This window comes from Citrobacter sp. Cb028, assembly GCF_030336705.1.
Classification (GTDB): domain Bacteria; phylum Pseudomonadota; class Gammaproteobacteria; order Enterobacterales; family Enterobacteriaceae; genus Citrobacter; species Citrobacter braakii.
Map to the genome: position 1 here is coordinate 1,415,063 of NZ_JAOWCZ010000034.1, position 26,619 is coordinate 1,441,681.

Below are 26,619 nucleotides of genomic sequence, written 5' to 3' on the forward strand. Positions count from 1 at the left end.
GGCCACATACGATCATAAAGAGTGCCAGGGACGGTTATTCAAAAAAGAGTGAGTGACATGGAAAACGAAACTAAAAAACTGCGTTCCCTTTACATCCCCTACGCTGGCCCGGTTCTGCTGGAATTCCCTTTACTGAATAAAGGGAGTGCTTTCAGTGCGGAAGAACGCCGTAACTTCAACCTGCTGGGGTTACTGCCGGAAGTGGTCGAGACGATTGAAGAACAGGCTGAACGCGCCTGGATCCAATATCAGGGATTCAAAACCGAAATCGATAAACATATTTACCTGCGCAACATCCAGGACACCAACGAAACCCTGTTTTACCGGCTAGTGCATAATCACCTTGATGAGATGATGCCAGTTATCTATACCCCAACGGTCGGCGCGGCCTGTGAGCGTTTCTCCGAGATTTATCGTCGCGCGCGCGGCGTGTTTATCTCTTATCAGAACCGCCACAATATGGACGATATCCTGCAAAACGTTCCTAACCACAATATCAAGGTCATCGTTGTCACCGATGGGGAACGTATTTTGGGTCTTGGCGATCAGGGGATCGGCGGGATGGGTATTCCAATCGGTAAACTGTCGCTGTATACCGCGTGTGGTGGGATCAGCCCGGCCTACACCCTGCCGGTGGTACTGGACGTCGGAACCAACAACCAGCAACTGCTCAACGATCCGCTGTATATGGGCTGGCGTAATCCGCGTATCACCGATGATGAATACTACGAATTTGTCGATGAATTCATCCAGGCCGTGAAGCATCGCTGGCCGGACGTGCTGTTGCAGTTTGAAGACTTCGCACAGAAAAACGCCATGCCGCTGTTGACCCGCTATCGCGATGAAATTTGCTCGTTTAACGACGATATTCAGGGTACCGCTGCGGTAACCGTTGGCACGCTGATTGCGGCCAGCCGTGCTGCCGGTAGCCAGTTAAGCGAACAGAACATTGTCTTCCTCGGGGCAGGTTCCGCCGGTTGCGGAATTGCCGAGCAGATCATCGCGCAAATCCAGCGTGAAGGTTTAAGCGAAGAAGCGGCGCGTCAACGCGTGTTTATGGTCGATCGCTTCGGCCTGTTAACCGATAAGATGCCGAACCTGCTCTCTTTCCAGACCAAACTGGTGCAAAAACGCGAAAATCTGCAGCACTGGGATACGCAAGAAGATGTGCTGTCGTTACTCGATGTGGTACGCAACGTTAAGCCGGACATCCTGATTGGTGTTTCCGGACAGACTGGCCTGTTTACCGAAGAGATCATTCGCGAAATGCATAAGCATTGCCCGCGTCCGATCGTCATGCCGCTGTCTAACCCGACTTCCCGCGTAGAAGCCACGCCACAGGATATTATCGCCTGGACCGAGGGTAACGCGCTGGTTGCGACCGGTAGCCCGTTTGCACCGGTACTGTGGAAAGAGAAAATCTATCCCATTGCCCAATGTAACAACGCCTATATCTTCCCGGGTATTGGTCTGGGGGTCATTGCTTCTGGCGCATCGCGTATCACCGATGAAATGCTGATGTCGGCCAGTGAAACGCTGGCGCAGTATTCACCGCTGGTGCTCAACGGCGAAGGACTGGTGTTACCTGAGCTGAAAGATATTCAGACCGTTTCCCGCGCCATCGCGTTTGCCGTCGGTAAAATGGCCCAGCAGCAAGGCGTGGCGGTGAAAACCTCCGCCGAAGCGCTGCAACAGGCGATTGACGATAATTTCTGGCAGGCAGAATACCGCGACTACCGTCGTACCTCTATCTGACGGTTTGCCCGGCGGCACTCTGCTGCCGGGCGCTCAGAACTTGCGCGACTGCGTGACTTACGATTACACTTTCACCATCGATTAACATTTGGAAAATAATAAGGAGGATACTTATGCTGTACTGTGAACGTTTTATCGTTTCACATGCTTTTGGCGATCGCCAGTGCTCAAGCGTTATCGGTATCGTGCTGCGATAACTTCTGCTTGAGCGAAGCTAACTTCTAAATCCCCTTCTCTCGGGCTTACCGGGTTATCGTCAGCGATGTTTGACGAGGCGTTTTTACGCCTGTAACTCTTGAGTAAGCAACAATGAGCACATTACTAACCGCACAATCCTTACACGTTGATACGGCATTCGGCACGCTATTCGACGATCTTTCCTTTACCCTGAAAAAAGGCGACCGCATCGGGCTTATCGGCTACAACGGCTGCGGCAAAAGCACGCTGTTAAAACTGCTCGATGCCACAATTTCGCCGACCAGTGGGGTTATCGCGCAGGCAAATCACTGCCATCTCGCCCGTGTAGAACAACATCTGCCTGACGAAATACTGCCGCTCACGCTGCAGGAAGCCGTTCTGGCTCAACTGCCCGAGCATGAACGCGCAGGTCAGCAGTGGCGAGTTGAAGCACTGCTCGCCGAAATGGGGTTCACGCCGGAGAATTTATCTCTGACAGCACACACGCTGAGCGGCGGCCAACACACGCGTCTGTTATTGGCGCGGGCGCTGATGCGAAACCCTGACCTGCTGCTGCTGGATGAGCCGGGTAACCACCTGGATCTGCCAACATTACTGTGGCTGGAACAGTTCTTACAAAACTGGTCTGGCAGTTTTGTGGTGGTTTCCCACGACCCGCAGCTGTTAGACGCGGTGACTCACGGAACCTGGATCCTGCGCGATCGAACTCTTCATGCCTTCGATCTGCCCTGTAGCGCGGCGCGTCAGGCTCTGGCAGAAAGAGACACCAGCGATGCTCTGCGCCATAAGGCTGAGCAAAAGGAGATAGACCGGGTGACCGCCAGCGCCAAACGGCTGGCTACCTGGGGGCGGGTCTACGACAACGAAGATCTTTCCCGCAAGGCCAAGCAGATGGAAAAACAGGTACAGCGCCTGAAAGAGGTACAGACTGAAGTGACGTCAGGAAGTCAGTGGACACTAACATTGCAGGGAGATGCCCTGCGTGCGGATCGTTTGCTGGAGATGACTAATCTGTCCGTGGCCCCTGCTCCCGACGCTGATACGCTGTTTTCCATTGCCGGTCTCCGGTTAAAAAGCGGCGATCGCGTGGCGATTGTCGGGCGCAACGGTTGTGGGAAATCATCGTTGTTAAGGCTTATCTGGCAACAGTTTCACTCACAACTGGCATCACCTTCACTGGTGTTGCACCCGCGCGTTACGTTGGGGTATTACGACCAGACGCTGCACCAACTCGCAGATAACGATTCGTTATTTGACGCGCTGGAGCCGTTTGCTCCGCAGCCTGATATCCGCAAAATGGCGCTGATTAGCGCGGGTTTTCCGTGGGTTCGTCACGCGCAGCGGATCAGTTCCCTAAGCGGCGGTGAGCGCTCCCGGCTGCTGTTTGTTGGGCTAACGCTTGCGCGCTACAGCCTGCTGATGCTCGATGAACCGACCAACCATCTGGATCTGGAAGGTAAAGAGGCGTTAGCAGAAACGCTGCAAAGCTATAACGGCGGCGTGTTGTTGGTCAGTCACGACCGTCAGCTTATCAGCCAAAGCTGTAACCGGTTTTGGCTGATTGACAAGGGCGAACTCAGTGAATGGCACGATCTGGACGCGGTCAATGCGCGTATTCGGGAAACATCCTCGGAGATAACCGTTCCCAAAACGGTGGTCGATGCTAGAGCCGAAATAAGCGGTGACAGCGATGGATTGCTGGAACAACTTCTTGAGCTGGAGCAGCGTCTGGCTGACGATCTTGCCCGCAAGCCGAAACATCAAAAGCCGCTGTTACAGGCGCAATGGCGTGAGGAGATTGAGCGCCTGAACTCACAACTGGAGTAAACCGTATTGCCGGATGGCAGCCTACATCAGCAAAATGCGCGTGTAGGCCCGTCATCCGGCTTATCTTTTGTTATTGCGGTTTTTTCTCTTTCCAGGCATCCCAGGCCTGCTTGATCTCTTGCTTTGCCGTAGCGGCGTCATTGAAACCGTTTAATTCGACCTTCTTGCGCCCTTCCGGCAGATCTTTGTATACGCGGAAGAAAGATTCCAGACGTTGAACTTCAATCTTGGGCAGGTCGCTTAACTCTTTGATGTTGTCATAAGTGGGGTCAATTTTGCTGGCCGGAACGGCGACAATTTTATCGTCCTTTTCACCGCCGTCGATCATCTTCAGTACGCCTATAGCCCGCAGCTTAATCAACGTTCCCGGGGCCAGCGGCGCGCGGGTATAAAAGATAACATCCAGCGGATCGCCGTCACCGGCTAAAGACTGGGTTAGTGAACCGTAGTTGGCGGGATAGGCAACCGGCATTGACTGGAAGCGATCGGCCACGATAAAACCGGTTTTGGCGTCGGTTTCATATTTAATCATTCCACCTGCCGGGATTTCGGTTACGGCATAAAACTCTTCCGGGTTATTTTCCGGCTGAGGAAATTCGAGGATGTTCTGCGCCTGAGCGGACGCACAAAGAAACGCGCTGACTGCGAGTAATTTTTTCACCAGATGCATTGTCTTTTAACTCTTCTATTATTGGAAAGACAATACCTTACGTTCAGCAGATGACAGAAACATGACGTTTTTTTGGCAAATAAATATCCTCCGGCATAGCCGGAGGTTTTTCGGATGCGCCTATAAGGCTCTGTTACCAGCCGCGCCCTAACAGGCGCATACGATCTGACATTTGCATCAGACTTCGTTACTTACGGCCCGTAAACGGGCTACCCGCATAAGGGATCGATAACTGCTCACCCATTTTATCTTCTGCAAGCTGGTGCTTTATGTATTCCTGTATCTTCACCGTGTTCTTACCCACCTTATCTACGTAGTATCCCCGGCACCAGAACTCTCTATTCCTGTACTTGAATTTCATATCCCCAAACTGTTCATACAGCATCAGACTGCTTTTCCCTTTCAGATACCCCATAAAGCCGGATACGCTTATTTTGGGTGGGATTTCCACAAGCATATGGATATGATCCGCACAGCATTCCGCTTCCAGGATCCGCACGTTTTTCCACTCACACAGCTTTCTTAAGATGCTGCCTATCGCCCTGCGTTTCTCCCCGTAGAATGCTTGTCTTCGGTATTTGGGCGCAAAAACTATGTGATATTTACAGTTCCATCGGGTGTGCGCTAAGCTCTTTTCGTCCCCCATTGGGACCCCCTTTTGATTTCTTGTTAAACATTTGCAGTTGCCAGACCGCAATGTGTTTTAACAAATCAAAAGGGGTTTTAATAACTGGCCCAAAGCTGAAAGCTTTCCGGAACCCCCAGCCTAGCTGGGGGTTTTCTGTGCACAAAAAATGGCGCTACAGGTGTAGCGCCATTACGATCAGGGCACGTCAGGAGTTAGTTAACCCCTTCCTCGCTCTCTTTTTTCGCTTCTTGTCGTTCAACTTCGCGATACCAGCGTGGGTGATGTTTCTTCGCCCAGCGACGGCTCACTTTCCCTTCAACCATGCCTTTAATCGATCCTTTCACCCAGAATGCCATATACATGTGGATGAGGATGGCGTGCATCAGGATAATCCCCGCAGCCGCATGGATAAGCAGGCTATAGCGCACGACCTGCATCGGGAAGAACTGCGCAAAGTACGGACGCCAGATAATGATGCCGGTGATCAGCAGCACGAAAATCATGCTCATGATCGACCAGAACATCATTTTCTGCCCGGCATTGTATTTACCCACGTCCGCCACTTTGTGTTCATTGCCTTTCAGCACTTCCACAATGTTTTTCAGCCACGGGATATCTTTTTTATCCGGGATGTTGTGGTGAACAAAGCGTACAAACATGAACATCAGCGCCACAAAGATCAGCAGTCCGAAGAACGGGTGCAAAATGCGCCCCATCTGCGGCGTACCGAAGGTCTGCGTCAGCCATTGCAGAGTCGGGAAGAAAAACGAAATCCCCGACAACGCCACCAGGAAGAAGCAGATCACCACCGTCCAGTGACAGGCGCGGTCGATAAACTTCGTGCGCACAATCATTTTCGACTTACTCATGATGATCCTCCTCGTCGTCGTCCACTTCCTTATTCGGACCGATACCAATGTAGTGGTAAATCAGTCCGGCGAAGGTGGCGATAAATCCGGCAGCGGCCAGCGGTTTCAGCGCCCCTTTCCACAGATTGATAGAGGTATCGATCTGCGGTTCTTTCGGCAGGCCGTGATACAGCTCCGGCTGGTTGGCATGATGCAGAACGTACATCACGTGCGTGCCACCCACACCTTCCGGGTTGTAGACACCGGCATGTTCATAACCGCGTGCTTTCAGTTTTGCCACACGCTGTTCGCCCATTTCCAGCATTTCCTGCTTGGTGCCGAAATGGATTGCCCCGGTCGGACAGGTCTTCACGCAGGCAGGTTCCTGCCCGACGCTGACGCGGTCCACACAAAGCGTACATTTATATACGCGGTTATCCTCTTTATTGAGGCGCGGAATATTAAATGGACACCCGGCAATACAGTAGCCGCAGCCAATGCAGTGCTCTGACTGAAAATCAACAATCCCGTTGGCGTACTGGATGATAGCCCCGGCAGACGGGCATGCCTTCAGGCAGCCCGGATCTTCACAGTGCATACAGCCGTCTTTACGAATCAACCACTCGAGTTTGCCGTTCTGTTCGGTTTCGGTAAACCGCATCACCGTCCAGGACTTGGCGCTAAGATCGGCAGGGTTGTCATACACCCCGACGCAGTGGCCGACTTCATCGCGGATATCATTCCACTCTGAGCATGCCACCTGACAGGCCTTACAGCCTATACAGGTGGAAACGTCGATCAGCTTTGCGACCTCAGCTTTGTAATCACGGGCCTGAGGCGGCGGCGTGATGGCGTTTGTTGCGGACCGTTTGATGATGTCCTGCGTTTCCATAGACATATGTTCGCCTCCCTTACGCCTTCTCGATGTTAACTAAAAACGCTTTGTATTCCGGCGTTTGCGAGTTTGCATCACCGACATTCGGCGTCAGGGTGTTGGCGATATAGCCTTTACGCGCGACTCCTTCAAAGCCCCAGTGGATCGGGATCCCAACCGTTTCAACCTGCTGACCGTTGACGTGCAGAGTACGCAGACGACGGGTAACCACGGCAACTGCGCGAATAAATCCACGCTTGCTGCTAACTTTGACGTGATCACCGTTGGAGATCCCCTTCGCTGCCGCCAGCGTTTCGCTGATTTCCACAAACTGCTCTGGCTGGGCAATCGCATTCAGCAATGCGTGCTTGGTCCAGGTATGGAAATGTTCGGTCAGACGATAGGTCGTCCCGACGTACGGGAAGTCCTGTTTCGTGCCCATGCGTAACTTATCCGCTTCGTACAGACGCGCTGCCGGGTTGGAGATCACGTTCGGATGCAGCGGGTTCGTACCCAGCGGCGTTTCCATCGGCTCGTAGTGTTCCGGGAACGGACCTTCCGCCATCTTATCGATAGCGAACAGACGACCCAGCCCTTCCGGCTGCATAATAAACGGATTGGTGCCACTGCCCGGTGCTGCGGTGTTGAAGTCCGGGATATCGTTCCCCGTCCACTTCGTGCCGTTCCACTGGATCAGCATGCGTTTTGGATCCCATGGCTTACCTTGCGGGTCCGCCGAAGCGCGGTTATACAACACGCGACGGTTTAACGGCCATGCCCAGGCCCAGCCCAGCGTATTACCGAGACCTGACGGGTCGGCGTTATCGCGATTGGCCATCTGGTTGCCCTGCTCGGTCCAGCTACCGGTATAAATCCAGCAGGACGATGACGTAGACCCATCATCGCGCAGAAGCGCAAAGCTGCTGAGTAACTGGCCTTTCTTCGCAACCAGCACACCGTTGGCATCATAGAGATCTTCCAGCGCATAGCCGTTGTTCTCTTTTGCCACTTCCTCGGAGTGCGGTTCGTCCGGCTGCTTATAGTTCCAGCTCATTTTCAGCACGGGTTCTACGGCTTTACCGCCTTCAGTGCGATACATGTCGCGCAGACGGTGATAAATACCGGCCAGAATTTCGCCGTCGTTGCGGGCTTCACCCGGGGCATCCTGACCTTTCCAGTGCCACTGCAGCCAGCGACCGGAGTTGGCGATGGAGCCGTCCTCTTCCGCAAAGCAGGTGGATGGCAAACGGAAGACTTCGGTCTGAATAGAAGCCGGATCAACGTCGTTTGATTCACCGTGGTTCTGCCAGAACGTAGAGGTTTCGGTCACCAGCGGATCGATAATCACCAGATACTTCAGTTTGCTCAGGCACTGCACCACTTTGTTTTTGTCCGGGAAGGACGCGACCGGGTTAAAGCCCTGACAGATGTAGCCGGTGACTTTCCCGCTATCCATCATGTTGAAGTATTTGATGACGTCGTAGGACTGATCCCACTTCGGCAGCCACTCAAAGCCCCAGTCGTTTTCTTTCTGCGCCGCATTGCCGTAGAAAGATTTCATCAGGCTGACGAAGAATTTCGGGTAGTTGCCCCAGTAGTTCACCTGATCGGCCAACGTCGCTTTTGGCGTGTTAGCAGCCAGATAGGTTTGCAGATCGGCCTGTTTCTCTGACGGCAGCGTCAGGTAGCCTGGCAGACTGGTAGATAGCAGCCCTAAGTCGGTTAAACCCTGAATGTTGGAGTGACCGCGTAAAGCGTTGACCCCGCCACCTGCCATCCCCATGTTGCCGAGCAGCAACTGGATCATCGCCATGGTACGGATGTTCTGCGCCCCGACGGTATGCTGTGTCCAGCCCAGCGCATACAGGAACGTGGTGGTGCGATCCGCTGCGCTGGTGGAAGCCAGCACTTCGCAAACTTTCAGGAAGTCTTCTTGTGGCGTACCGCAGATGTTTTCCACCACATCCGGCGTGTAGCGGGAAACGTGCTGTTTTAGCAGATTCCAGACACAGCGAGGATGGCTTAACGTTTCATCGCGTTTCGCGTAGCCGTTTTCATCGAACTGGTAGTTCCAGGACGATTTATCGTATTGGCGTTTTTTCGCGTCGTAACCGCTGAACAGGCCGTCTTCAAAAGCAAAATCATCCCGCACCAGCAGGCTGGCGTTGGTGTAATGCTTAACGTATTCAGCGTTGATTTTTTTGTTTTCAATCAGATACAGCAAGACGCCGGACAGGAACGTAATGTCCGTGCCGGAACGAATTGGCGCGTAAATATCCGCTACCGAGGCTGTACGTGTAAAACGGGGGTCAACAACAATTAGCGTGGCATCATTGTTGTTTTTAGCTTCCATCGCCCAGCGGAATCCCACCGGATGTGCTTCAGCGGCGTTACCGCCCATCACCATCACGACGTTGGCGTTTTTAATATCAACCCAGTGGTTGGTCATCGCACCGCGACCAAATGTTGGAGCAAGACTTGCTACCGTTGGTCCGTGTCAGACGCGCGCCTGGTTGTCTACTGCCAGCATGCCGAGTGAGCGCACAAATTTTTGCGTCAGCATGCCGGTTTCATTACTTGCCGCAGATGCGCACAGCATCCCGGTAGAAAGCCAGCGGTTTACCGTTACGCCCTGCTCATTCTTCTCAATAAAGTTGGCGTCGCGGTCAGTTTTCATCAGCTTCGCGATACGGGTGAAAGCCTCATCCCAGCTGATACGCTGCCATTTGTCGGAGCCTGGAGCGCGATATTCCGGGTAACGCAGACGGTTTTCACTGTGCACGTAGTCCAGTAATCCTGCGCCCTTAGGGCATAATGCCCCACGGCTCACCGGATGATCCGGATCCCCTTCAATATGGTAAATCGACTCTTTGGCGTTTTTTGCTCCATCTCCCAGGCTATACATTAATAGCCCGCAACCTACGGAACAGTATGTGCAGGTGTTTCGGATCTCTTTGGCGCGCAACAGCTTATAGTTTCGCGCCTGAGCCAGTGCCATTTTGGGTGCAAAACCCAGAGCGGCTACTGTTGTTCCCGCCATACCGCCCGCGCAGATTTTAAAAAATTGTCTGCGGCTGACGTCCATTGCTTTCCTCTTTTTTGCAGGGATTCGTACAGGAAATCTCTCAAATTGCGCCAGCGCGGCATGATTGAAAGATGACATGTACAACTTCGCGACGAAACTATCAGCTATATCCATATTTTTTTTGCGTCAAATCAATAACGAAACGGTTCCGCTACTAAATAGTGCACTTCGCTTAACCTTTGTACCCATAAGGGAGTAGACAAAAGGGAATTAATTAGCGCGCTACGGTGTAAAGGTGCTATACATTTCAGCTTAATTTTTGCCAGTACCATGGACAGACAATCAGCATGACAAAACAAAAAGCAACGTTAATTGGGCTTATTGCCATCGTGCTCTGGAGCACGATGGTCGGGCTTATTCGTGGGGTAAGCGAAGGACTGGGGCCGGCAGGCGGCGCGGCGATGATTTTTACATTAAGCGGCCTGTTGCTGATATTTACCGTCGGATTCCCAAATATCAGAAAAATTCCTGTGCGATATTTAATCGCCGGTAGCGTGCTTTTTGTTAGCTATGAAATATGCTTAGCGCTGGCCCTGGGCTATGCCGCCACTCGTCACCAGGCTATTGAAGTCGGTATGGTCAATTATCTCTGGCCAAGTCTGACAATATTATTCGCCATCTTATTTAATGGCCAAAAAACAACCTGGTTGGTGATTCCCGGATTAATCATCGCATTGACCGGGGTTTGTTGGGTGTTGGGGGGCGAAAACGGCCTCAATCCTGGAGAAATTATCAGCAATGTTGCCAGCAGTCCGCTTAGCTATTTCCTCGCCTTTCTCGGCGCTTTTATCTGGGCAACGTATTGCACGGTGACCAATAAATATGCAAAAGGTTTTAACGGCATCACCGTGTTCGTTTTACTAACGGCGGCAAGTTTGTGGGTTTACTATTTTATTACGCCTCAACCGGAAATGGTTTTCAGCACTTCGGTGACGATTAAAATGTTCACTGCAGCATTAACGTTAGGATTTGCCTATGCCGCGTGGAATATTGGCATTTTGCATGGCAACGTGACCGTTATGGCCGTCGGATCTTATTTTACTCCAGTGCTGTCCTCTGCGCTGGCGGCAGTGTTGCTCAGTGCCCCGCTGTCACTATCCTTCTGGCAAGGAGCGCTGATGGTCTGCGCGGGGTCTCTGCTTTGCTGGCTGGCAACACGCCGTGCCTGAAAAAAAGTCGGGTTTTATCACAAACAAATAAAATCCGGCTATACTTTAGACAATTTAATGAATAATAATTGTTCATTCCACTGCGGTTTATGTTTATATTTGTTTAATTAAATGTTAAATGCATGGAAATTAATTAACACCCGAAAGTATTACTCGGTCATCTATATCTCTTCACATGTATATATTACACCTGCGAAACTAACGCCATTTAAATCATAGCCTGCACAATAGTTCCCCATGTAAATATACCCATTCCGATCTGTCACATATTAAGATTAATACAATCAGCTATATTATGTAGATCTGGATCACACAACTTCAAATATTTCGCAATATTATGAAACTTATTATTGAACTTATACCACTGCGTCATTTAAAAATGGTTTGCCATTGACGAACCCCTTCGTTTAGCAATGGTTTAGGAAACACACCAAGAAATAATTATAAGGATTATTTAGAATGAAACTTAAATTAGTTGCAGTGGCAGTGACTAGCCTGTTGGCGGCAGGTGCGGTAAACGCAGCTGAGGTATATAACAAAGACGGTAACAAACTGGACCTGTACGGTAAAGTTCACGCTCAGCACTACTTCTCTAACGATACCAGCAGCGATGGCGACAAAACTTACGCGCGTCTGGGCTTCAAAGGCGAAACTCAGATCAACGACCAACTGGTTGGTTTTGGTCAGTGGGAATATGAATTCAAAGGCAACCGTTCTGAAGATCAGGGTTCCGACAAAGATAAAACCCGTCTGGCATTCGCTGGCCTGAAATTCGCTGAATACGGTTCTTTCGACTACGGTCGTAACTACGGCGTAGCTTACGACATCGGCGCATGGACCGACGTTCTGCCAGAGTTCGGTGGCGATACCTGGACCCAGACTGACGTCTTCATGACTGGTCGTACTACTGGCGTTGCAACCTACCGTAACACCGACTTCTTCGGTCTGGTTGAAGGTCTGAACTTTGCTGCTCAGTACCAGGGCAAAAACGACCGTAACGACGTTCAGGAAGCTAACGGCGACGGCTTTGGTCTGTCTACTACCTATGAGTACGAAGGCTTCGGCGTAGGTGCAACCTATGCGAAATCTGACCGTACCGACGAGCAGAACAACCATAACAGCATCTTCAAAGCTAACGGCGCAAACGCTGAAGTATGGGCTGCTGGCCTGAAATATGATGCGAACAACATCTACCTGGCAACCACCTACTCCGAAACTCGCAACATGACCACCTATGGCTCTAAAGTTGCTGGTATCGCTGAGAAAGCACAGAACTTTGAAGCAGTTGCTCAGTACCAGTTCGACTTCGGTCTGCGTCCGTCCGTTGCTTACCTGAAATCCAAAGGTAAAGACATTGCAGTCTTCGGCGACCAGGATCTGGTTGAATACGTAGACCTGGGCGCGACCTACTACTTCAACAAAAACATGTCCACCTTCGTTGATTACAAAATCAACCTGCTGGATGCCAACAACTTCACAAGAGCTGCCGGTGTAAGCACTGACAACATCGTTGCTGTTGGTCTGAACTACCAGTTCTAATTTTGTTGTAGTCTGAATACAAAGCCAGTCCTTCCAGGGCTGGCTTTTTCTCTTAATGTAGACTCGGTCATAAGGAGTATGCCGTGCAGACATTCACTGGTCGTTGTCTTTGCGGACAGAGTCATTTTACCGTCGACGTCGAAATGCTGGATGTCTATGCCTGTCATTGTACGCTCTGCCAGAAGTGGTCAGGTGGCATCGCTATGTATCTGGAAGCCAGCGCTCAGCCGCTGATGTCGCCAGATTCAGCAGAACCTTCGCACTTCCCTTCTTCAAATCGTGGTGAACGTTTCTTCTGTTCCGGTTGCGGGTGCCCGCTGTGGTTTACCCTAACGGGTAGCGATCGTTATTTTGTGCCGTGGACGCTGCTGGAGCTGAATGAGGTGGATCGCCGCCGCCTGGTTTTAGCGGCAGAGATCTATACGGAAACACAGCCTGCGTTCTGGAGGCTGACGGGGCAATACGCTCGACTGAGTGGGAAAGAAGTCGAAGAGATGGATTACCCCTGTCATTTAGCCCATTAGTTATTGACGCTGTACCTTTGCCAGACTGAACCACATTCCTACCGCTAATACGATAAGCATGCTGCCGGCGCTGCTTAAGGCCACGCTGTGCGACCAGGTAAAGGCTTCTTTAGCAGCCGACAGCAACGCCTCACTCAGCGACGACGGGAGCGAGTGCGCCAGTTGCACCGCCTCACCCATTGACGATGAGGCTCGTTCTATCTCCTGTGGATTAAGTCCGACAGGCGGCAGAATCGAGGCTGAAAAGCTGCGGCTCAACAACAAACCAAAGATAGCGATCCCAAGCCCGGCCCCCAGTTCATAAGCCATTGTCTCAATGGCGCCCGCGGCTGCGGCTTTTTCTGCCGGGGCTGCCGCCATGATAGCCGCCGTTGAGGCCAGCAGCGCACTGGCGGCGCTGAAACCGAGCAAAGCCATTAATATCCAGGCTTGAATCTGCTGAGTACTGAAATCTGTCATCGCCAGGCCGTAAAAACTGACGGCGCTAAGCGCCATACCCGCCGTTGCCACACAACGTAATCCCAGGCGTGACACCAGCATACCTGCAATGGGGCCGCTGAAGCCGCTTGCCAGCATCACCGGCAGCATAAACAGTCCCGCCTGATACGGTGTTAAACCATGAACAAACTGTAGCTCCTGAGCCATCAGTAACTCGAAACCCACCAGAGTTATCATCGCGGTCATCGCCATCACAACGCCGCTTAAGATGATGCGATGCGTGAACAGCCGCATATCTATCATCGGGCGGGAAGCGGCAAGCTGGATGCGGACAAACTGCCACAACAGTAACGCGCCGGTTAACAGCGTCAACGCAATGGCAGCGGTCGCCGTATGCCCTTTCAGCGCGGTTTTAGCGCTGTAAACCAGCAGCAGAATGGCGACAATCAACATTACCGCATGACCGAAATTTAACGACTGATCGCGACGTCCGGCCTGGCGCGGCACTAAGCGTGCGGTTAAGGCCATTACCACCAGGACAATCGGCACATTAATTAAGAACACGGATCCCCAGTAGAAGTGCTCCAGCAGCATTCCACCAACCAGTGGGCCAAATGCCGCACCGCCGGAACCCACGGCCGCCCAGACACCGAGCGCCATATTGCGATGCCGTTGCTCAGCGAATGTGGCGCGAATACCCGCAAGCGTTGCCGGAACAATCATCGCCGCCCCAATCGCCAATACGGCCCGAGTGGCAATCAGCCAACCCGCGCTGTGGGCAAAGGCAGCGGCCAGCGATGCGAGGCCAAATAATCCGCCCCCTAACAGCAGCAAACGTTTAAAGCCGATACGATCGCCCAGCGCGCCCATTGGCAATACCATTCCGGCCATTACCAGAGAATAAATATCAATGATCCACAGCAGCTCGTTACCACTGGCACCCAGCGTCATACTCAGCGTGGGCGCGGCAACGTGCAGCACCGTTGCATCAATCGCAACAGGGATGTAGACCAGTACAATAATGACTAACGTTAACCACTGACGAAACATAAAACTCCCTAACGAAACTGAAACTGGACACGTGTCCAGCTTTAGCGATCCTACGGAAATTTGAACGTATGTCCAACTTTTTGTTAGACTGCGTGCTATACGGGTACAGGAGGAAAGATGAGCTATCTGAATCGGGACGAACGTCGGGAAGTCATTTTGCAAGCGGCCATGCGTGTCGCGCTTGAGGAAGGATTTACTGCGATGACGGTGCGGCGTATTGCCACGGAAGCTCAGGTGTCCACCGGGCAGGTACACCATCACTTTACCTCTGCGGGTGAGTTAAAATCCCTCGCGTTTGTGCAACTGATACGGACCCTTCTGGATGCCGAACAGGTCAGTGATAACGCCAGCTTCCGCGAACGACTGCATGCTATGTTGGGCAGCGAAGATGGCGGGTTCGAACCCTACATTAAACTGTGGCGCGAAGCGCAGGTCCTGGCGGATAAAGATCCGGAAATCAAAAGCGCCTACCTGCTAACCATGCGGATGTGGCATGAAGAAACCGCCGCTATCATCACTCAAGGACAGAGTGCAGGTGAATTCTCAGCAATACCGGATGCGGCCGAGGTGGCCTGGCGCTTAATCGCATTGGTTTGCGGCCTGGATGGCATCTATGTCTTAGGCATTGAGGAAATGGCCGACCCTGCATTCGAACGCCATTTGGATCGTATGATTACGTTAGAGTTAGTTAATTGATGTTATAGATGAATTAATAATACATCTTTTATTTTTACAATTGGTAACACTTAAGCAACATGTAATTCCCTCATCACGCCGCGTTATTGCGCTTTTTTATCTATTCTTTCAGTCAATATTCCCAAAACTTTTCAATAGTTTCTAAAAAGAACTCGCGCGGCGCTGTATGCGTTTATTTCTTTTTCATGAACGGCATGGGCATGGAGAATAATATGTCAGCATCAAATGAGAAAAATAATCGTTATCTTTTAACTGACTGGAAACCGGAGAACCCCGCCTTTTGGGAAAACAAAGGTAAGCATATTGCACGCAGAAACCTCTGGATATCAGTAAGTTGTCTGTTGCTGGCGTTCTGCGTCTGGATGTTGTTTAGCGCCGTGGCCGTCAATCTGAATAAAATTGGTTTTAATTTCACCACTGACCAACTGTTTTTATTAACGGCATTGCCTTCTCTTTCTGGCGCAATATTGCGCGTTCCCTACTCCTTTATGGTACCTATATTTGGTGGGCGCCGGTGGACCATTTTTAGCACGATTATTCTGGTTATTCCCTGCGTCTGGCTCGGTTTTGCCGTGCAAAATAACGCTACTCCGTTTGGCGTATTTATTATCATTGCGCTGATGTGTGGTTTTGCTGGCGCAAACTTTGCCTCCAGCATGGGTAATATCAGCTTTTTCTTCCCCAAAGCTAAACAAGGCAGCGCATTAGGCGTTAACGGTGGTCTCGGCAACCTTGGCGTCAGCGTGATGCAGTTGATCGCGCCGCTAGTGATCTTTCTGCCTATCTTTACCTTTTTGGGCGTACAGGGCGTACCGCAAGCCGACGGCTCGTTATTGTCGCTGGCCAATGCCGCATGGATTTGGGTTCCGTTACTGCTGATAGCCACCTTAGCAGCAGGCATGGGAATGAACGATATTGCCAGTTCGAAGGCCTCAATTGCTTCCCAGTTGCCGGTCCTCAAGCGTTTTCATCTGTGGTTATTAAGCCTGCTGTATCTCGCCACCTTCGGTTCATTTATCGGCTTTTCGGCAGGCTTTGCCATGCTGGCGAAAACTCAGTTCCCGGACGTGAATATCCTGCAACTGGCGTTCTTCGGCCCCTTCATCGGCGCTCTTGCGCGATCGGCAGGCGGCGTGATCTCTGACAAATTCGGCGGTGTGCGCGTCACGTTAATTAACTTCATCTTTATGGCGTTGTTTAGCGCCCTGCTGTTCCTCACCCTGCCTGGGTCAGGCGAAGGAAACTTTGTCGCCTTCTACCTGGTGTTTATGGGCTTGTTCCTGACTGCGGGTCTGGGAAGCGGCTCAACCTTCCAGATGATCGCGGTGATCTTTCGCAAAATCACCATATACCGGGTGAAGCTGCACGGTGGTACTGAAGAACAGGCCCAACGTGAGGCGGTAACCGATACCGCTGCCGCGCTGGGATTCATCTCTGCTATTGGCGCTGTGGGGGGCTTTTTCATCCCCAAAGCGTTTGGTTCATCGCTGGCGCTGACCGGCTCTCCGGTGGGCGCAATGAAAATATTCCTCGTGTTTTACATCGTCTGCGTGCTGGTGACCTGGCTGGTCTATGGCCGTAAATCACAAAAAAAATAACAAAATGGATACCGCAGGATTGGACAGTTCGATAGGCCGGATAAGGCGTTAACCGCCATCCGGCCTACCGTTCGATTCACCGTCGGCAATATTCTCAAAGCAGGAGTTATGTCATGAGTAAACTGTTCGATCGCTTTCGCTACTTTAAACAAAAGGGCGATACGTTTGCCGATGGGCACGGGCAAGTGATGCACACCAACCGGGACTGGGAAGACAGCTATCGTCAGCGCTGGCAGTTCGACAAAATTGTGCGTTCTACCCACGGCGTTAACTGTACCGGCTCATGCAGTTGGAAAATCTACGTCAAAAACGGACTGGTGACCTGGGAAACGCAGCAAACCGACTACCCGCGTACCCGCCCTGATCTGCCAAATCATGAACCCCGTGGCTGCCCGCGCGGTGCCAGCTACTCCTGGTATCTTTACAGCGCCAACCGTCTGAAATATCCCCTGGTGCGTAAACGTCTGATCGAACTGTGGCGCGACGCCCTGTCCCGCCAGCCCGATCCGGTGCTGGCCTGGGAATCCATTATGAACGACCCGCAAAAATGCCAGAGCTACAAGCAGGTACGCGGGCGCGGTGGTTTTATCCGTTCCAACTGGAAAGAGCTTAATCAGCTCATTGCTGCCGCCAACGTCTGGACGGTGAAAACCTATGGGCCGGATCGCGTGGCCGGTTTCTCCCCGATCCCTGCTATGTCGATGGTCTCCTATGCCGCAGGCACACGTTATCTTTCGCTACTGGGCGGAACCTGCCTGAGCTTCTATGACTGGTACTGCGACTTACCGCCTGCATCACCGATGACCTGGGGCGAACAGACCGATGTTCCAGAATCCGCCGACTGGTATAACTCCAGCTACATCATCGCCTGGGGGTCAAACGTGCCGCAGACCCGTACCCCGGATGCGCACTTTTTTACTGAAGTACGCTACAAAGGCACCAAGACGATTGCCATTACGCCGGATTACTCGGAAGTCGCCAAACTGTGCGACCAGTGGCTGGCCCCCAAGCAAGGGACAGACAGCGCGTTGGCGATGGCGATGGGCCACGTCATTCTGAAAGAATTCCACCTCGACAATCCCAGCGATTACTTCATCAATTACTGTCGTCGCTATACCGATATGCCGATGCTGGTTTTGCTGGATGCCCGGGAAGATGGCAGCTACGTGCCAGGGCGCATGATGCGCGCCTCAGACCTTGTCGATGGTCTGGGCGAAAGTAACAATCCGGAGTGGAAAACCGTGGCCTTTAACACTGCTGGCGAACTGGTGGTCCCGAACGGGTCTATCGGTTTTCGCTGGGGCGAGAAAGGTAAATGGAACCTGGAGCCACTGGCGGCTGGCGCTGAAACAGAACTTTCCCTCTCGTTGCTTGGTCAGCATGATGAAGTGACCGGCGTGGCATTCCCCTACTTCGGCGGCAACGAAAACCCACATTTTCGCAGCGTGAAACAGGAACCCGTGCTGATTCGTCAACTGCCGGTAAAACATCTTACCCTCGCCGACGGCAGCCGTTGCCCGGTGGTAAGCGTCTATGATCTGGTGCTGGCGAATTACGGCCTCGACCGTGGTCTGGATGACGCTCATAGCGCGCAAGATTACGGCGAAGTGAAAGCCTACACCCCGGCCTGGGGAGAGCAAATTACCGGTGTCCCTCGTCGTCATATCGAACAAATCGCCCGTGAGTTTGCCGATACGGCGCACAAAACGCATGGCCGTTCGATGATTATCCTCGGGGCTGGCGTCAACCACTGGTATCACATGGATATGAACTACCGTGGAATGATTAACATCCTCGTGTTCTGCGGTTGTGTGGGACAAAGCGGCGGCGGCTGGGCGCACTATGTGGGTCAGGAGAAACTGCGTCCGCAAACCGGTTGGTTGCCGCTGGCCTTTGCGCTGGACTGGAACCGCCCGCCGCGTCAGATGAACAGCACCTCGTTTTTCTACAATCACTCCAGCCAGTGGCGTTATGAAAAACTCACCGCTCAGGAACTCCTCTCTCCGCTGGCTGATGCGTCGAAGTTTAGCGGACATTTGATCGACTTTAACGTACGTGCAGAAAGAATGGGCTGGCTGCCGTCCGCGCCGCAGCTCAACCTCAACCCTCTGACCGTCAAAGCAAAGGCAGAACAAGCGGGAGTGTCGCCTGCGCAATACACTGCACAGGCGCTGAAATCGGGTGAAATTCGTTTTGCCTGCGAGCAGCCGGATAGTGGTAACAACCATCCGCGTAATCTCTTCGTCTGGCGCTCTAACCTGCTCGGCTCCTCCGGTAAAGGGCATGAATACATGCTCAAGTATCTGCTGGGTACCGAAAGCGGGATCCAGGGGGAAGCGCTCGGTTCAAGCGAAGGTATTAAACCTGAAGAGGTGGAATGGCAGTCCGCGGCGATAGAGGGCAAGCTTGATCTGCTGGTAACGCTCGATTTCCGTATGTCGAGTACCTGCCTGTTCTCCGATGTCGTTTTGCCGACCGCCACCTGGTATGAAAAAGACGATATGAACACCTCGGATATGCATCCGTTTATTCACCCGCTGTCGGCGGCGGTCGATCCTGCGTGGGAATCGAAGAGCGACTGGGAAATTTATAAAGGCATCGCCAAAGTCTTCTCTGAGGTTTGCGTCGGGCACCTTGGGCAAGAAACGGATGTGGTATTGCAACCGCTGCAACACGACTCCCCGGCAGAGCTGGCGCAGCCGTTTGACATTCAGGACTGGCGTAAAGGCGAATGCGATCTCCTCCCGGGGAAAACGGCGCCCAATATTGCCGTCGTGGAACGTGACTATCCCGCCACCTACGAACGCTTCACTTCGCTCGGTCCGCTAATGGACAAGCTCGGTAACGGCGGGAAAGGTATTACGTGGAATACCCAGGCGGAGGTCGATTTCCTCGGCAAGCTGAACTACACCAAACGCGAAGGCCCGGCGAAAGGCCGACCACTGATAGACACCGCGCTGGATGCGTCTGAGGTTATCCTCGCCCTGGCACCGGAAACGAACGGTCAGGTGGCGGTGAAAGCCTGGGAAGCGCTGGGAGCGATGACCGGACGCGACCATACGCATCTGGCGTTGAACAAAGAAGACGAGAAAATCCGTTTTCGCGATATTCAGGCGCAGCCGCGCAAAATCATCTCCAGCCCCACCTGGTCCGGGCTGGAAAGTGAACATGTCTCCTATAACGCAGGCTATACCAACGTCCACGAGCTGATCCCGTGGCGTACCCTGTCCGGTCGCCAACAGTTGTACCAGGATCACGCGTGGATGCGAGCCTTTGGTGAAAGTCTGGTGGCATATCGTCCGCCTATCGATACCCGTAGCGTCAGCAATATGCGCGAAGTTCCACCTAACGGCTTCCCGGAAAAAGCGCTCAACTTCCTGACTCCGCATCAGAAATGGGGGATCCATTCTACCTACAGCGAAAACCTGCTGATGCTGACGCTGTCGCGCGGCGGCCCCATTGTCTGGATCAGTGAGACCGATGCTAAAGAGCTAGGCATTGAGGATAACGACTGGATTGAAGCCTTTAACGCCAACGGCGCGCTCACCGCGCGGGCTGTGGTAAGTCAGCGCGTGCCGCCGGGAATGACCATGATGTATCACGCTCAGGAGCGAATCATGAATATCCCTGGCTCGGAAGTCACCGGTATGCGCGGCGGGATCCATAACTCAGTCACCCGCGTCTGCCCGAAACCCACGCACATGATCGGCGGCTATGCGCAACTGGCATACAGCTTCAACTATTACGGCACGGTCGGCTCTAACCGCGATGAGTTCATCATGATTAGAAAAATGAAAAATATTAACTGGCTGGATGATGAAGGTCGCGATCAGGTACAGGAGGCGAAAAAATGAAAATACGCTCACAGGTAGGCATGGTTCTTAATCTGGATAAGTGCATCGGCTGCCACACCTGCTCCGTCACCTGTAAAAACGTCTGGACCGGACGTGAAGGGATGGAATATGCGTGGTTTAACAACGTTGAGACCAAGCCAGGCATTGGCTATCCGAAAAACTGGGAAGATCAGGACGAGTGGCAAGGCGGCTGGGTTCGCGATGTTAACGGGAAGATAAGGCCGCGCCTGGGCGGCAAGATGGGCGTTATCACCAAAATTTTTGCTAACCCGGTGATCCCGCAAATCGATGATTATTACGAACCCTTCACCTACGATTATCAGCATCTGCATAGCGCGCCGGAAAGCAAGAATCAGCCCACCGCACGTCCGCGTTCGCTGATAGATGGCAAACAGATGGACAAGATTATCTGGGGCCCTAACTGGGAAGAGTTGCTCGGCGGTGAGTTCTCAAAACGTGCCCGCGACCGTAACTTTGAGAAAATGCAAAAGGAGATGTACGGGCAATTCGAAAACACCTTCATGATGTATTTACCGCGCTTGTGCGAACACTGCCTGAACCCAAGCTGTGTCGCCACCTGTCCGAGCGGTGCCATCTATAAGCGTGAAGAAGACGGCATCGTGTTGATCGACCAGGATAAATGTCGTGGCTGGCGCTTGTGCATCAGCGGTTGTCCGTACAAAAAAATCTACTTTAACTGGAAGAGCGGTAAATCAGAAAAGTGCATTTTCTGCTACCCGCGTATTGAGTCCGGCCAGCCGACGGTATGTTCGGAAACCTGCGTGGGACGCATCCGCTATCTTGGCGTATTGCTGTATGACGCCGACCGCATCGAAGAAGCAGCCAGCACCGAGCATGAGACCGATCTCTACGAGCGTCAGTGCGATGTGTTCCTCAATCCACACGACCCGGCGGTCATTGAAGAGGCGTTAAAACAAGGTATTCCGCACAACGTCATCGAAGCGGCCCAACGTTCGCCCGTTTACAAGATGGCGATGGACTGGAAGCTGGCGCTGCCGCTGCACCCGGAATACCGCACCCTGCCGATGGTCTGGTATGTACCGCCGTTGTCGCCGATTCAGTCGGTCGCTGACGCGGGGGGACTGCCGCACAATGGCAACATTCTGCCAGCGGTTGAATCACTGCGAATTCCGGTTCAGTACCTTGCCAACATGCTTAGCGCGGGCGATACCGGTCCGGTACTGCGGGCGCTAAAACGAATGATGGCCATGCGCCATTATATGCGTTCTCAAACCGTAGAAGGCGTAACGGACACCCGCGCGATTGAGGAAGTGGGTCTGACCGTTGAGCAGGTTGAAGAGATGTATCGCTATCTGGCCATCGCCAACTATGAAGACCGCTTCGTGATCCCGACCAGCCACCGTGAAATGGCGCGTGATGCGTTCCCGGAGAAAAACGGTTGCGGATTTACCTTTGGCGACGGCTGCCATGGTTCAGATACCAAATTCAACCTGTTTAACAGCAGCCGTATTGACGCCATCGACATCACCGAAGTGCGCGATAAAGCGGAGGGTGAATAATGCAAATCCTGAAGGTTATCGGCCTGCTGATGGAATATCCCGACGAGTTGCTGTGGGAGTGTAAAGACGAGGCGCTGGCGCTTGTGGCCAGCGATGCCCCAATGCTTACCGAATTTAGCCAGGGGCTGCTCAATGCGCCATTACTGGATAAACAAGCCGAATGGTGTGAGATATTTGACCGGGGCCGGGCCACCTCTCTGCTGCTGTTTGAGCACGTGCACGCCGAGTCTCGCGATCGGGGCCAGGCGATGGTTGATCTGTTGTCTCAGTACGAAAAGGTCGGACTGCAGCTCGACTGCCGCGAACTGCCGGATCATCTGCCGCTGTATCTTGAGTACTTAAGCGTGTTGTCGGAAGCGGAGGCCAAAGAAGGATTGCAGAACGTCGCACCGATTCTGGCGCTGCTAGGGGGGCGTTTGAAACAGCGTGATACGCCGTGGTATCAACTGTTTGACGCCCTGCTACTGCTTGCCGGAAGCCCTCTTTCAAGTGACAGCGTCACTAAACAGGTTGGCACGGAAACCCGCGACGATACCCGACAGGCGCTGGATGCCGTCTGGGAAGAGGAACAGGTGAAGTTTATCGAGGATAACGCCACCGCCTGTGACAGTTCACCGTTACAAAACTATCAACGACGCTTTAGCCAGGACGTGGCACCTCAGTATGTCGACGTCAGCGCGGGAGGCCCGAAATGATACAGTACCTGAACGTCTTTTTTTACGATATCTACCCGTACCTGTGTGGCACGGTGTTTATCCTCGGCAGTTGGCTACGCTATGACTACGGGCAATACACCTGGCGAGCCTCTTCCAGCCAGATGCTGGACAAACGCGGCATGGTGTTATGGTCAAACCTGTTCCACATCGGCATTCTGGGGATCTTTTTCGGGCACTTGTTTGGCATGTTAACCCCGCACTGGATGTATGCCTGGTTCCTGCCGATTGCGGTGAAGCAGCAGATGGCGATGATCGCCGGTGGGCTCTGTGGCGTGCTGACGCTGGTCGGTGGCGCTGGCTTGCTAGTACGTCGTTTGACCAATCCGCGCATTCGTGCAACCTCCTCCACTGCCGATATCCTGATCCTCTGCGTTCTGCTGATTCAGTGTATCCTCGGCTTAACCACCATCCCATTCTCTGCGCAGCATCCCGACGGCAGTGAAATGCTGAAACTGGTAGGTTGGGCGCAGTCGGTGGTGACCTTCCAGGGCGGCGCGTCTGCACATCTGGATGGCGTGGCGTTGATTTTCCGTGTGCATCTGGTTCTGGGGATGACTATCTTCCTGCTGTTCCCGTTCACACGCCTGGTTCACGTGTGGAGCGCGCCGTTTGAGTACTTTACCCGCCGCTATCAAATAGTGCGTTCACGCCGATAAATTCGCATTGAAATGTCGGGTGACGACACGCCTTATCCGGCCTACAACCAGGCACCGTAGGCCGGATAAGATAGCGATCATCGCCATCCGGCATTTTGCACGTTATGATGCTTCTCCATTCCAGGGAGAACGTTAATGAAACCACAGGTTTACCACGTCGATGCCTTTACCTCGGTACCCTTTCGCGGCAATTCAGCAGGTGTGGTTTTGCATGCTGACGGACTGAGCGAAACACAGATGCAACTCATTGCTCGCGAGCTGCGTCATTCGGAAACCGCTTTCCTGCTGACCAGCGACGACAGCGATGTTCGCATCCGCTATTTCACGCCGACGGTCGAAGTTCCTATCTGTGGGCATGCTACCGTCGCTGCACATTATGTGCGGGCAAACGTGCTTGGCTTGGGCAACAGTACAGTCTGGCAAACCTCGCTGGCTGGTCGTCATCGGGTGGATATCGAAGCTACCGGGAATGACTATCGTATTAGCCTTGAACAAGGCGTACCCGGATTTGAACCTCCGCTGGAAGGGGCTATTCGTAGTGCGATTATCGAGGCCCTATACCTGAGCGAAGACGATATGCTGCCAGGCTTGCCGATTCAGGTTGCTACCACCGGGCATTCGAAAGTGATGATTCCGCTCAAGCCCGAGGTGGACCTCGACGCCCTTTCCCCTGATTTGCAGGCTTTGACAGCCATCAGCCAACAAATTGGCTGTAACGGCTTCTTTCCTTTTCAAATCCGCCCGGGCGAAAACGCCACCGATGGCCGCATGTTTTCGCCTGCAATTGGGATTGTGGAAGACCCGGTTACCGGCAATGCCAACGGTCCAATGGGCGCGTGGTTGGTTCATCATGGGCAGATGGCGCATGATGGGAAAACGTTACGTGTTCAGGGACATCAGGGCCGTGCGCTCGGGCGCGACGGTATTGTTGATGTGACGGTGACTATCCGTGATAACCAGCCAGAAAAAGTCACCATTACCGGTTCGGCGGTGATCCTGTTTCACGCAGAATGGGCGATAGATTTTTAATTGTTCCCGTAGGCCGGATAAGGCGATTACGCCGATCCGGCACTAATCCCGATGCCCCTATTTCCCCGCCTCCGGATGCGTATCAAACGCCGCCATTACCGTCGCCAGCTCATCCTGGGTAAACCCATGCTTCACGTCATCCACGCCCAGGCCAAACCGCTCATGCAACAAAGCATACAGACTGGGGACGTCAGGCAGATTAATCTGTTCTACCGCGTGTCCATCCTGATAATGGGTGAAATGAAAATTGGTTAACGTTAATTTCCCGCCGTCGGGCAGATGACGACACATCAGCAAATGATGGCGAAAATGTGATTGCGGCCAGTGAGCGGACCAGAAGTTGCCTATCAGATAATCGCTCTGATGCTGTACGACAAGGTCGAAACGGTACATTGATTGCCAGTGTTCGTGATGACAGAACTGTAGGATCCAGTCTTCACCTTCCTGAATCAGCCGATATTCGCCGTGTGGTGTCTTCTGCTCAATGTTCGCCTGTAGACGAATCGGCGCCGTCAGCGTCTGCCCGCCGAAACCAACGTCGGCGATCCACTGCTCTCCCTGCAACTCAACCAGCAACAGACGATGCGTGCGTGGTGGCAGGCTTGACGGGTTCGCCAGTACCACACGTCCGAGCAGACTGCGTACGGTAAAACCGATTTCGCGTAGCGCTCGCTCAAATACTCCGTTCTGTTCAAAACAATAGCCACCGCGACGCGCCGTCACCAGCTTCTCCTCCAATGACAAATCGTCAAGCTGCATCTCTCTTGGAAGCAATACATCCAGGTTTTCAAAAGGTATGGCGGCGTTGTGCAGTAAATGCAGCGCCCGTAAGGTTTCAATGTTGACCCTGGCCAAATCTGACCAGCCAATACGGGCAAAATAAGCGGTTAAAAAAGGCGTCATACGGAGTTCCTGTTCAATTAATGCAGTACTTATAACGCATTTTTAATTTTGCGCCGTCGATTTTGTGCGTTGTTCCTCCAGACGAGGCGACAAAATCGCTAATACCGTTAATATCTATGTTTATTGTGGTGTGTTATCTCTCAGCCAAGGAGCATCCATGAGCCATTTTCGTCCGATCGAATTAAAACATGCCAGTCGGTTGCTAAATCACGGCCCAACGATATTAATCACCAGCCGGGATGAGCATACCGAGCGGCGAAATGTGATGGCTGCCGCGTGGTCAATGCCCGTGGAGTTTGAACCACCGCGGATCGCTATTGTTGTCGACAAGACCGCCTGGTCACGTGAGCTCATTGAACGTAGCGGCAAATTCGGCATCGTTATTCCGGGCGTTGCCGCCGCCAACTGGACCTGGGCCGTAGGCAGCGTTTCCGGTCGTGTGGAAGATAAATTCAACTGCTACGGCATTCCCGTGGTGCAGGGACCGGTACTGGGTTTACCGCTGATTGAAGCAAAATGTCTGGCCTGGATGGAGTGTCGCCTGTTGCCTGCCACTGCGGCACAGGAAAAATATGACACGCTATTTGGTGAAGTGGTCTCGGCTGCCGCTGATGAGCGAGCCTTCGTGGAAGGACGCTGGCAGTTTGATGATGGCAAGCTCAATACCCTGCATCACCTTGGGGCCGGAACGTTTGTCTCCAGTGGAAAACTCATAACAGCAGCTGAATAATGGCACGACAAAACGGGCGGAAAATCCGCCCGTTTTGTCTTACATGCTGTAGCCGGGTTTTTTAATCAACCTGGCCATCTGCGGCGCAATCTCCGCATCCCACACGCCCTGCCACGCCTCGGGTTCAATTTCATTAAGCGCCACGCTCACTGAACTGTCTTTGCTTTGCAAATGACGAATAATGACGTCGGTAATATCCGCCGCCAGCGCGGATTTTTGTTCGTCGTTCAGGTCGCGAGGAAAACATTTGATATCGACGTGCGGCATAGCAGATTCCTTATTGTTTTGGGA

Annotated in this window: 20 protein-coding genes and 1 pseudogene; 13 read left to right on the top strand and 8 right to left on the bottom strand. The window is 52.8% G+C overall.

What is annotated here, in order from left to right; genetic code table 11:
- Positions 1 to 57 precede the first annotated feature (57 nt).
- Together maeA and OGV75_RS16485 are read left to right on the top strand one after the other, a co-directional pair.
- On the top strand, positions 58 to 1,755 hold the full coding sequence (gene maeA / locus OGV75_RS16480) for a malate dehydrogenase (protein ID WP_016153104.1): 1,698 nt from the start codon (positions 58 to 60) through the stop codon (positions 1,753 to 1,755).
- Positions 1,756 to 2,064: 309 nt separating this feature from the next.
- On the top strand, positions 2,065 to 3,780 hold the full coding sequence (locus tag OGV75_RS16485; protein WP_286480908.1) for an ABC-F family ATP-binding cassette domain-containing protein: 1,716 nt from the start codon (positions 2,065 to 2,067) through the stop codon (positions 3,778 to 3,780).
- A 69-nt stretch (positions 3,781 to 3,849) separates the two neighbouring features.
- Here OGV75_RS16485 and OGV75_RS16490 read toward each other — a convergent pair.
- The 5 genes and pseudogenes from OGV75_RS16490 to fdnG all read right to left on the bottom strand — a co-directional run.
- Positions 3,850 to 4,450, bottom strand: a pseudogene (locus tag OGV75_RS16490) (inorganic diphosphatase); the annotation flags it as partial.
- Positions 4,451 to 4,637: 187 nt separating this feature from the next.
- Entirely contained in the window at positions 4,638 to 5,096 is a 459-nt protein-coding gene (tnpA, locus tag OGV75_RS16495) for an IS200/IS605 family transposase (protein WP_286480909.1), read from the bottom strand.
- Positions 5,097 to 5,290: 194 nt separating this feature from the next.
- Positions 5,291 to 5,947: a formate dehydrogenase-N subunit gamma gene (gene fdnI, locus OGV75_RS16500; RefSeq protein ID WP_016153106.1), complete on the bottom strand. Its 657-nt coding sequence runs from the start codon at positions 5,945 to 5,947 to the stop codon at positions 5,291 to 5,293.
- Positions 5,940 to 6,824 carry a formate dehydrogenase N subunit beta gene (fdnH, locus tag OGV75_RS16505; RefSeq protein ID WP_016156544.1) on the bottom strand — a complete coding sequence of 295 codons (885 nt, stop codon included), beginning with the start codon at positions 6,822 to 6,824 and terminating at the stop codon, positions 5,940 to 5,942. Before fdnH ends, fdnI begins: the two co-directional genes overlap by 8 nt.
- 13 nt (positions 6,825 to 6,837) lie before the next feature.
- The gene (gene fdnG, locus OGV75_RS16510) at positions 6,838 to 9,885 is read right to left on the bottom strand and encodes a formate dehydrogenase-N subunit alpha (protein WP_286480910.1); all 3,048 of its coding nucleotides are present in this window, start codon (positions 9,883 to 9,885) and stop codon (positions 6,838 to 6,840) included.
- A gap of 287 nt (positions 9,886 to 10,172) precedes the next feature.
- On the opposite strand from fdnG, the gene yddG reads away from it, so the two are divergent.
- The 3 genes from yddG (at position 10,173) to OGV75_RS16525 (ending at position 13,117) form a co-directional block, all read left to right on the top strand.
- Entirely contained in the window at positions 10,173 to 11,054 is an 882-nt protein-coding gene (gene yddG, locus OGV75_RS16515) for an aromatic amino acid efflux DMT transporter YddG (RefSeq protein WP_016156546.1), read from the top strand.
- Positions 11,055 to 11,513: 459 nt separating this feature from the next.
- On the top strand, positions 11,514 to 12,593 hold the full coding sequence (ompD, locus tag OGV75_RS16520) for a porin OmpD (RefSeq protein WP_095715978.1): 1,080 nt from the start codon (positions 11,514 to 11,516) through the stop codon (positions 12,591 to 12,593).
- Positions 12,594 to 12,676: 83 nt separating this feature from the next.
- Positions 12,677 to 13,117: a GFA family protein gene (locus OGV75_RS16525; protein ID WP_016153111.1), complete on the top strand. Its 441-nt coding sequence runs from the start codon at positions 12,677 to 12,679 to the stop codon at positions 13,115 to 13,117.
- Here OGV75_RS16525 and OGV75_RS16530 read toward each other — a convergent pair whose 3' ends face one another.
- Complete coding sequence (locus OGV75_RS16530) at positions 13,118 to 14,605, bottom strand: MFS transporter (protein WP_047417428.1); 1,488 nt, start codon at positions 14,603 to 14,605, stop codon at positions 13,118 to 13,120.
- Between the two features lie 117 nt (positions 14,606 to 14,722).
- Between OGV75_RS16530 and OGV75_RS16535 the strand changes: the two genes are divergently transcribed.
- The 7 genes from OGV75_RS16535 (at position 14,723) to OGV75_RS16565 (ending at position 24,695) form a co-directional block, all read left to right on the top strand.
- Complete coding sequence (locus OGV75_RS16535; protein ID WP_016153113.1) at positions 14,723 to 15,301, top strand: TetR family transcriptional regulator; 579 nt, start codon at positions 14,723 to 14,725, stop codon at positions 15,299 to 15,301.
- Positions 15,302 to 15,513: 212 nt separating this feature from the next.
- Positions 15,514 to 16,899: a NarK family nitrate/nitrite MFS transporter gene (locus OGV75_RS16540; RefSeq protein ID WP_047358146.1), complete on the top strand. Its 1,386-nt coding sequence runs from the start codon at positions 15,514 to 15,516 to the stop codon at positions 16,897 to 16,899.
- Positions 16,900 to 17,012: 113 nt separating this feature from the next.
- A complete protein-coding gene (locus OGV75_RS16545; protein WP_181627397.1) occupies positions 17,013 to 20,753 on the top strand; it encodes a nitrate reductase subunit alpha in 3,741 nt (1,246 codons plus the stop codon).
- Positions 20,750 to 22,294: a nitrate reductase subunit beta gene (narH, locus tag OGV75_RS16550; protein WP_286480912.1), complete on the top strand. Its 1,545-nt coding sequence runs from the start codon at positions 20,750 to 20,752 to the stop codon at positions 22,292 to 22,294. The genes OGV75_RS16545 and narH overlap by 4 nt, the downstream gene beginning before the upstream one ends.
- Positions 22,294 to 22,989, top strand: coding sequence for a nitrate reductase molybdenum cofactor assembly chaperone (narW, locus tag OGV75_RS16555; RefSeq protein WP_151222656.1), 696 nt, complete (start codon positions 22,294 to 22,296; stop codon positions 22,987 to 22,989). Before narH ends, narW begins: the two co-directional genes overlap by 1 nt.
- The gene (gene narI / locus OGV75_RS16560) at positions 22,986 to 23,666 is read left to right on the top strand and encodes a respiratory nitrate reductase subunit gamma (RefSeq protein ID WP_003833047.1); all 681 of its coding nucleotides are present in this window, start codon (positions 22,986 to 22,988) and stop codon (positions 23,664 to 23,666) included. The genes narW and narI overlap by 4 nt, the downstream gene beginning before the upstream one ends.
- Before the next feature lie 135 nt (positions 23,667 to 23,801).
- Positions 23,802 to 24,695: a PhzF family isomerase gene (locus OGV75_RS16565; protein ID WP_286480914.1), complete on the top strand. Its 894-nt coding sequence runs from the start codon at positions 23,802 to 23,804 to the stop codon at positions 24,693 to 24,695.
- A gap of 57 nt (positions 24,696 to 24,752) precedes the next feature.
- On the opposite strand, the gene nhoA is transcribed toward OGV75_RS16565, so the two are convergent.
- Complete coding sequence (gene nhoA, locus OGV75_RS16570) at positions 24,753 to 25,598, bottom strand: N-hydroxyarylamine O-acetyltransferase (RefSeq protein ID WP_286480915.1); 846 nt, start codon at positions 25,596 to 25,598, stop codon at positions 24,753 to 24,755.
- A 157-nt stretch (positions 25,599 to 25,755) separates the two neighbouring features.
- Between nhoA and OGV75_RS16575 the strand changes: the two genes are divergently transcribed.
- Complete coding sequence (locus tag OGV75_RS16575; protein WP_016156553.1) at positions 25,756 to 26,328, top strand: flavin reductase family protein; 573 nt, start codon at positions 25,756 to 25,758, stop codon at positions 26,326 to 26,328.
- A gap of 39 nt (positions 26,329 to 26,367) precedes the next feature.
- Here the strand turns inward: OGV75_RS16575 and pptA are convergent, their stop codons facing one another.
- Positions 26,368 to 26,595: a tautomerase PptA gene (gene pptA / locus OGV75_RS16580; protein ID WP_016156554.1), complete on the bottom strand. Its 228-nt coding sequence runs from the start codon at positions 26,593 to 26,595 to the stop codon at positions 26,368 to 26,370.
- Positions 26,596 to 26,619 lie beyond the last annotated feature (24 nt).

Coding starts and splice junctions, on each gene's coding strand:
- maeA (WP_016153104.1), top strand. CDS start 58: ATGGAAAACGAAACTAAAAAACTGCGTTCCCTTTACATCCCCTACGCT.
- OGV75_RS16485 (WP_286480908.1), top strand. CDS start 2,065: ATGAGCACATTACTAACCGCACAATCCTTACACGTTGATACGGCATTC.
- tnpA (WP_286480909.1), bottom strand. CDS start 5,096: ATGGGGGACGAAAAGAGCTTAGCGCACACCCGATGGAACTGTAAATAT.
- fdnI (WP_016153106.1), bottom strand. CDS start 5,947: ATGAGTAAGTCGAAAATGATTGTGCGCACGAAGTTTATCGACCGCGCC.
- fdnH (WP_016156544.1), bottom strand. CDS start 6,824: ATGTCTATGGAAACGCAGGACATCATCAAACGGTCCGCAACAAACGCC.
- yddG (WP_016156546.1), top strand. CDS start 10,173: ATGACAAAACAAAAAGCAACGTTAATTGGGCTTATTGCCATCGTGCTC.
- ompD (WP_095715978.1), top strand. CDS start 11,514: ATGAAACTTAAATTAGTTGCAGTGGCAGTGACTAGCCTGTTGGCGGCA.
- OGV75_RS16530 (WP_047417428.1), bottom strand. CDS start 14,605: ATGTTTCGTCAGTGGTTAACGTTAGTCATTATTGTACTGGTCTACATC.
- OGV75_RS16535 (WP_016153113.1), top strand. CDS start 14,723: ATGAGCTATCTGAATCGGGACGAACGTCGGGAAGTCATTTTGCAAGCG.
- OGV75_RS16540 (WP_047358146.1), top strand. CDS start 15,514: ATGTCAGCATCAAATGAGAAAAATAATCGTTATCTTTTAACTGACTGG.
- OGV75_RS16545 (WP_181627397.1), top strand. CDS start 17,013: ATGAGTAAACTGTTCGATCGCTTTCGCTACTTTAAACAAAAGGGCGAT.
- narH (WP_286480912.1), top strand. CDS start 20,750: ATGAAAATACGCTCACAGGTAGGCATGGTTCTTAATCTGGATAAGTGC.
- narW (WP_151222656.1), top strand. CDS start 22,294: ATGCAAATCCTGAAGGTTATCGGCCTGCTGATGGAATATCCCGACGAG.
- narI (WP_003833047.1), top strand. CDS start 22,986: ATGATACAGTACCTGAACGTCTTTTTTTACGATATCTACCCGTACCTG.
- OGV75_RS16565 (WP_286480914.1), top strand. CDS start 23,802: ATGAAACCACAGGTTTACCACGTCGATGCCTTTACCTCGGTACCCTTT.
- nhoA (WP_286480915.1), bottom strand. CDS start 25,598: ATGACGCCTTTTTTAACCGCTTATTTTGCCCGTATTGGCTGGTCAGAT.
- OGV75_RS16575 (WP_016156553.1), top strand. CDS start 25,756: ATGAGCCATTTTCGTCCGATCGAATTAAAACATGCCAGTCGGTTGCTA.
- pptA (WP_016156554.1), bottom strand. CDS start 26,595: ATGCCGCACGTCGATATCAAATGTTTTCCTCGCGACCTGAACGACGAA.